This window comes from Streptomyces sp. NPDC048671 (assembly GCF_055587045.1).
On record NZ_JBVJHB010000036.1, the window covers coordinates 1 to 8,012 of the forward strand.

1 protein-coding gene is annotated in these 8,012 nt (G+C 69.1%); it reads right to left on the bottom strand.

Annotated elements, in window-relative coordinates; all coding sequences use genetic code 11:
• On the bottom strand, positions 1-8,012 hold an 8,012-nt coding region (locus tag ACZ6S6_RS37570), incomplete at both ends, for an amino acid adenylation domain-containing protein (protein WP_469709509.1).

Here is an 8,012-nt window from a genome sequence, read left to right on the forward strand (position 1 = left end):
GGCGACACCACCACCCCACCCAACAAACGAACAAACCGCTCCACCAAACCCACAACCGAGGAACGATCAAACAAGTCAGTCGCAAACTCCAGATGACAGTCCATGCCCCCAACAGCCGACTCCCGCTCGGCGACCCTTAGCAGCAGATCGAACTTCGCGGTGTCCGCCTCGGCCACTTCGGCCGTGAGCGTGACGCCTGGGAGCTGGAGCTCAGCTTGGGCGTTGTTCTGAAAGGCGAGCATGACCTGGAAGAGCGGGTGGCGGGACAGCGACCGCGCCGGATTGAGAACCTCCACCAGGTGCTCGAAGGGAACATCCTGGTGGGCGTACGCCGCCAAGTCCGCCTCCCGCACACGCTCGATCAGCTCACGGAACGTCGGATCACCCGACACATCCGTCCGCAGCACCAGCGTGTTCACAAAGAACCCGACCAGATCATCCAGCGCCTCATCCGTACGACCCGCAATCGGCGAACCAATCGGAATATCCGTACCCGCACCCAACCGCGACAGAAGAGCGGCGAACGCGGCCTGGAGCACCATGAACACGCTCGCACCCGACTCCCGGGCCAGCGCAACCAGCGACGCGTGCAGCTCCTCATTCACCTGGAAGGCAACCCGACCACCCTGGTAGGAGGCCACCGCAGGCCGCGGCCGATCCGTCGGCAGCTCCAACTGCTCCGGCACACCGGACAGCGCCTCGGTCCAGAACGCCAGCTGCCGGTTCAGCACGCTGCCCGGGTCGGACTCCTCACCCAGCAAACCCCGCTGCCACAGTGCGTAGTCCGCATACTGCACCGGCAACGGCTTCCACGCCGCTGCCCGGCCTTCCACTCTCGCCTCGTACGCGGCCGCGACATCCCGCGAGAGCGGCGCCATCGACCAGCCGTCACCCGCGATGTGGTGCAACACCACTACGAGAACATTGCTGTCCTCAGCCAGCTCAAAAAGGGCCACGCGCAGGGGCAGCTCACGGGTCAGATCAAAGCCCCGCCCGGTGAACTCGGCCACCAGACCAGCCAGCGACTCCTCCGTCGCCGGCTCTGCCTCCACCTCGATGAGGTCGGTGCCGGCGCCACGGATCGTCTGGCAGGGGACGCCATCCGCCCCCTCAGGGAACACCGTCCGCAACGACTCATGCCGCTCCAGCACATCCTGCAGAGCCGCTGCCAACGCCTCGTGATCAAGCAGGCCATCCAGGCGGAGCACAACCGGCATGTTGTAGGTGGAGGCGTCCGTGCCTTCCAGACGATTGAGAAACCACATGCGCCGCTGGGCGAACGACAGCGGAATCTCCGCCGGCCGCTCAACCGCCGACAGGGCGGTGCGAGCGGTGTCCGCCCGGCCAATGCGCTCGGCGAGATGAGCGACGGTGGGTGCCTCGAACAGGGCCGACAGCGGCACCTCCACACCGAGAGCCGTGCGAATCCTGCTCGCCACCCGGGTGGCGAGCAGGGAATGCCCGCCCAGATCGAAGAAGCTGTCGTCGATCCCGACCGAATCCAGCCCCAGGACCTCACCGAACACCCCGCAAAGCGCTTCTTCGCGTGCCGTGCGCGGTGCCTGGAAGGCAGTCGTGGGGTCGTACTCGGGTGCGGGCAGGGCATGGCGGTCCAGCTTCCCGTTCACCGTCAGCGGCAGCGCGTCCAGGACGACCAGCGCCGACGGCACCATGAATTCCGGCAGACGCTTCCCCAGCGACGCGCGCAGTTCCACGCCGTCAGGAGCGTGTCCGGGAGCCGGCACGACGTAGGCGACCAGGCGCTTGTCACCGGACCTGTCCTCACGCGCGATCACGGCCACCTGAGCGACCCGCGGGTGAGCCGCCAGTGCCGCCTCAATCTCGCCGAGCTCAATACGGAAGCCGCGCAGCTTGACCTGATGGTCCGCACGCCCGGCATATTCCAGGTTCCCGTCCGCGCGCCAGCGAGCCAGATCGCCGGTGCGGTACATGCGCCCGCCCGCAGCACCGAACGGATCAGCCACAAACCGCTCAGCGGTCAGCCCGGGACGGTTCAGATAGCCACGGGCCAACTGTGCGCCCGCCACGTACAGTTCGCCGGCCACGCCCGCAGGCACCGGCTGGAGCCGAGCATCCAGCACGTATACACGCGAGGTCCCCTGCGGCCGGCCGATCGGCACGGGGCCGGCCGGGAGATCGGTGCCTGAGGCGATCCGGTACTCGGTGCAGTTGACGGTGACCTCGGTGGGGCCGTAGGCGTTGAAGACCGTTGCCTTCGGGTGGCGCCGGCGCCATAGGGCCAGGTCCGCTCCGACCAGCGCCTCGCCCCCGACGACGAGCTCGGCCGACGGCGACCGATCGTCGGGGAGATCATTGAGGAGCAAGAGGTGGCTGGGAGTCACCTTCATGAGCGTGGGCTTCATGGGCGCCGCCGCCGTGGGCGCGCTCTCACCAGGGGCATCCCGATGGAACGTGTCTACGATGCGTACACATCCACCGACGACCAGCGGCGTGTACATCGACGTGATTGCCATGTCGAAGGTGATCGGCGAGTGCAGAGCGGTGATCTCCCGCGCGCTCGGGTGGTTGACCGCCGCCCAGCACACATAGGCAGCCAGTGCGCGGTGTTCGATCATCACACCCTTGGGGTGGCCCGTGGAGCCCGAGGTGTACATGACGTAGGCCCGGTGCGAGGCGAGCAGCGGCGTTGACAGCTCCTCTTCCCGCAGGTCATGGGCGTGGTTGATATCCGTGGCCTCGTCCGGCGCGCCGACATCCACCGTGACGACAGGCAGTCCGGGCGGCAACGCGACATCGCTGTCGGCGAGCGTGACGGCACAGACCGCGGCCGCGTCCTCGACCATGTAGACGATGCGCTGCGCGGGGTAGTCCACGTCCAGCGGAAGGTAGGCGGCGCCCGACTTCATGACCGCGATCAGGGTGACGATCCCGTCGATCGATCTCGGCACGGCCACCGCCACCACGCGCTCCGGTCCCGCACCGAGCTCGATCAGGCGTCGCGCGAGCCGGTTGGCTCGGGCATTGAGTTCCGCGTACGTGAGAACGTCGCCGCCGCCGTCCACGGCCGGCGCGTCCGGCGTACGGGCCGCTTGCGCTTCGAACATCGCGGGGAACGTCAGCGCGGGCATGGTCGCCTCCCCGCTTGGCGAGCTCCACTCACCCAGCAGGCGCCGACGCTCCCGCGGGGCCAGGATCTCCGCCTGTGTCACGGGCTGGTCCGGGTCAGCGACCAGTCCGCGCAGCACACGAACGAACCGGCTCGCCATCTCCTCGACCGTTTCGCGATCGAAGAGGTCAGCGGCGTAACTCCATGTGCCGGTGATCCCCCCGGGGCGACGTCCGGCCTTGGACGCCGCAGTAGTGGGGGTGGGGGCGAAGGTCTCGTCGAGGCTGAGGGAGAGATCGAACTTCACGGCGCCCGAGGGTGCCTGCTCAACCGCGATATCGAGGTCGCCGAGGCTCAGGACGGGCGGCGTGGTGTTCTGGAAGGCGAGCATGATCTGGAACAGCGGGTGCCGAGACATGGAACGTGCCGGGTTCAGCACCTCCACCAGATGCTCGAACGGCACGTCCTGATTCGCGTACGCCGCCAGGTCCGCCACGCGCACACGCTCCACCAGCTCACGGAACGTCGGATCACCCGACACATCCGTCCGCAGCACCAGCGTGTTCACGAAGAACCCGACCAGGTCATCCAGCGCCTCATCCGTACGACCCGCAATCGGCGAACCGATCGGAACATCCGTCCCCGCTCCCAGCCGCGACAACAGCACGGCCAACGCGGAGCGGACCACCATGAAGAGGCTCGCACCCGTCTCCCGGGCCAGTTCCGTGAGGCCCGCATGCAGCTCTTCGTCGATCTCCACACCAACGCTGCCGCCGCGGTACGAGGCGACGGCGGGCCTGGGGCGGTCCGTCGGGAGTTCAAGCTGCTCCGGTGCCCCCGCCAAGGCCTGCCGCCAGAACACCACCTGACTGGCCATCAAGCTCTGCGGGTCGGACTCCTCGCCCAGCAGTTCCCGCTGCCACAGCGCGTAGTCCGCGTATTGGACGGGCAACGGCTCCCACGCGGGAGCACCACCAGTGACCCGCGCTTCGTACGCGGTCGCGACGTCCCGCGCGAGCGGTGCCATCGACCAGCCGTCACCCGCGATGTGGTGCAGGACCACCACAAGGACGTGGATGCTCTCGTTCACGGCGAACAGGCAAGCCCTCAGCGGCAGTTCGTGCGCGAGGTCGAAACCACGCGCCGTCCGGGCCGCGACGGCCGCCGCCAGCTCCTCCTCCCGCACGTGCTCGACCGGAAGGGGTACAGCACCGGAGGCGTCGACTACCTGCTGGAACGGCGTGCCGTCGGCATCCTCCGGGAACACGGTTCGCAGGCTCTCGTGGCGCGCCACGACGTCGCCGAGAGCGGCCGCCAGCGCTTGCTGATCCAGTGCTCCGGTCAGGCGCAGGGCGATCGGCATGTTGTACGCCGCCCCGGACCCGCTCTCCAGGCGATTGAGGAACCACAGGCGCTGCTGCGCGAACGACAGGGGTACCTCGACAGGCCGCCGCGCCGGCTCCAGCGCGGGCCGCGAGGCCTCCGCGCCGCCGATGCGCTCAGCCAGCAGGGCCACGTTCGGCGCCTCGAAGAGGGCGCGCAGGGGTAGCTCCACTCCCATCTCCGTACGGATGCGGTTGACCAGGCGGGTCACCAGCAATGAGTGCCCGCCCAGGTCGAAGAAGCTGTCCTCGATGCCCACCCGCCCCAGTCCGAGCACCTCGGCGAACAGGTCGCACAGCGCCTGCTCCCGGGCGTCGCGGGGCGCACCGCCCGACACGACCGACGAGAAGTCGGGCACGGGCAGGGCCGTGCGGTCCAGCTTGCCGTTCACCGTCACCGGCAGCGCTGCCAGCACGACCATCACCGCCGGGACCATGAACTCCGGCAGCCTCTCGCCGACGGACTTCCGCACCGCGCCCGGATCGAATCCCTCCGCGCCGCCCGCGACGGGGACGACGTACGCCACCAGCCGGGCGTCGGCCTCGCCCGGGGCGTGCACCGCGACGACGGCCTGCTCCACCAACGGGTGTGCGGCCACGGCCGATTCGACCTCGCCCAGTTCCACCCGGAACCCACGGATCTTGACCTGGAAGTCGGTGCGCCCCAGGAACTCGATGTTCCCGTCGGCACGCCAGCGCACCAGGTCACCCGTGCGGTACATGCGTTCGCCGGGCGGGCCATAGGGGTTGGCGACGAAGCGCTCGGCGGTGAGGGCCTGTCGGTTCACGTATCCGCGCGCGAGCTGTACACCGGACACGTACAGCTCTCCGGCCACGCCGGTCGGGACGGCCCGCAGTCTCGCGTCGAGGACGTACGCGCGGGTGTTCCACACAGGAGCACCGATCGGCACGCTGGAGGCACCCGGCTCGTAGCGGTACGGCCAGCGGGTGACATCGATGGAGGCCTCAGTGGGCCCATACAGGTTGTAGAGGCGGGCCTCGATCAGCGTCGTACGGAACTTGTCGGCCAGCTCAAGGGAGAGTGCCTCGCCGCCGAGGATGACGGTGTGCAGCGAAGAGCACGTGGCCGAGGCGGGCTCCGCGAGGAAGACGGCAAGCATCGACGGCACGAACTGCAGGGTGGTCACCCGCTTCGCGTTGATGACCTCGACCAGGTAGGCCGGGTCCCGGTGCCCGCCGGGCTTCGCCACCACGAGGGTCGCGCCGACCTGCAAGGCCCAGAAGAACTCCCACACCGACACGTCGAAGCCGGTCGGGGTCTTCTGCAGGATCCGGTCGCCCGCGCCCTGCGGGTGTTTGGCCTGCATCCACGCCAATCGGTTCACGATCGCGTCGTGCGGGATCATGACGCCCTTCGGGCGTCCCGTCGATCCGGAGGTGTAGATCACGTATGCCGGGTTCGACAGCGTCAGCCGGGCGCGCCGCTCCTCGTCCCGCACGTCGCGGTCCGGCCTGACCGCGAGGGATTCCTCGAAGCCGGGCTCGTCCATGACGACGGTCGACGCGCCGTGCGGCAGGAAGGGCAGCATGTCCCGGGTGGTCAGCACGCACACCGGCCGGGCGTCCTCCAGCATGTATGCGATCCGGTCGACCGGGTACTCCGGGTCGACCGGCAGGTACGCGGCGCCCGCCTTGACGACCGCGTACACGGCGACGACCTGCTCGATCGAACGCGGCAGCGCGAGCGCGACCAGCCCCTCCGGCCCCGCGCCCCGCTCCATGAGGAGACGGGCGAGCTGGTTCGCCCGGGAGTTCAGCTCGGCGTACGTCACCTCGACGTCTTCGTACACGACCGCGACGGCGTCCGGCGTACGCCGCACCTGCCGCTCGAACAGGTCGGGCAGCGGAGCCTGGAGCACGTCGACCCCGGTGTCGTTCCACTCCTCCACGATCCGGCGCCGCTCCGCCTCGGAGAGTACGTCGACCTCGCTCAGTGCTTGGTCGGGCCGGAGCACGGCGGCACGCAGCACGCGCGTGAAGCGCGCCGCCAGTTCCTCCGCCGACGCCCGGCCGAAGAGGTCCATGGCGAACTCCAGCTCACCTGCGAGCCCCGCGCCCTCCTCCTGGTGCTCCGTGAGGTACATGCAGAGGTCGAAACGCGCGGCGGGCGCCACCACGCCCATGTCCGTGCCGGTCGACACGGTCAGGCCGGGCAGGCTGAGGTCCGCCCGGTCGTTGTTCTGCAGCACCAGCATGGTCTGGAAGAGCGGGTGGCGGGACATGGAACGTGCCGGGTTGAGGGCCTCGACGAGGTGCTCGAAGGGCACGTCCTGGTGGGCGTATGCCGCCAGGTCCGTCTCCCGTACGCGCTCGATCAGCTCGCGGAACGTCGGATCACCGGAGAGGTCCGTGCGCAGGACGAGTGTGTTGACGAAGAACCCGACGAGATCGTCGAGGGCTTCGTCCGTACGGCCGGCGACCGGCGAGCCGATCGGGATGTCGCTACCCGCTCCCAGCCGGGACAACAGCGTTGCCAGCGCGGCCTGCAGCACCATGAACACGCTCGCGCCGGAATCCCGGGCCAACGCGGCGAGCCCCGCGTGGAGTTCGCCGTCGATCTCGAACGGAACCGAGTCGCCCCGGTACGAGGCGACGACCGGACGCGGCCTGTCCATGGGGACGGCCAGCTGCTCAGGGAGGTCGGCCAGGGCCGACGTCCAGTACGCCAGCTGGGCGCTGAGAACGCTGTCCGGGTCCGATTCATCACCCAGCGTTGCCTGCTGCCAGAGCGTGTAGTCGGCGTACTGGACCGGCAGCGGCTCCCAGTCCGGGACACGGCCCTCAGCCCGTGCCTCGTACGCGACCGCGACGTCCCGCGCCAGCGGTGCCATGGACCAGCCGTCTCCCGCGATGTGGTGAAGCACCAGCACCAGGACGTGGATCTCCTCGTCCAGCGCGAAAAGACGTGCTCGCAGGGGCGGTTCGGAGGTCAGGTCGAAGCCCTGGCCAGTGGTCTCGGCGACCAGGCCCGCCAGGCCGCCCGGGGTGGCAGCCGTCACGTCCAACGCGACGTGGGCCCGCGCGCCGGCAACCACTTCCTGGTAGGGAGTGCCGTCCGGGCCCTCGGGAAAGACGGTGCGCAGGGATTCGTGCCTCTCGACGACATCACGCAGAGCCGCTGCGAGCACGGCACGGTCCAGGTCGCCCGTGAGACGCAGGACAATGGGCAGGTTGTACGTCGCGGAGTCCTGGCCCTCGAACCGGTTGAGGAACCACAGCCGCCGCTGGGCGTACGACAGCGGAACGCGTGCCGGCCTCTCCGCCACGACGAGCGCAGCGCGCGCGGCGTCTGCCTCGCCTATGCGGGCGGCGAGTTGGGCGACGGTCGGGGTCTCGAACAGCGCCCGAAGCGGAAGCTCGACGCCGAGAGTGGTGCGGATGCGGCTGACGATGCGGGTGGCGAGGAGGGAGTGACCGCCCAGATCGAAGAAACTGTCATCGATCCCCACCTTGTCCAGACCCAGAACTTCAGCGAACACCGCACACAGAACTTCCTCACGCGGATCACGCGGAGCCCGCGA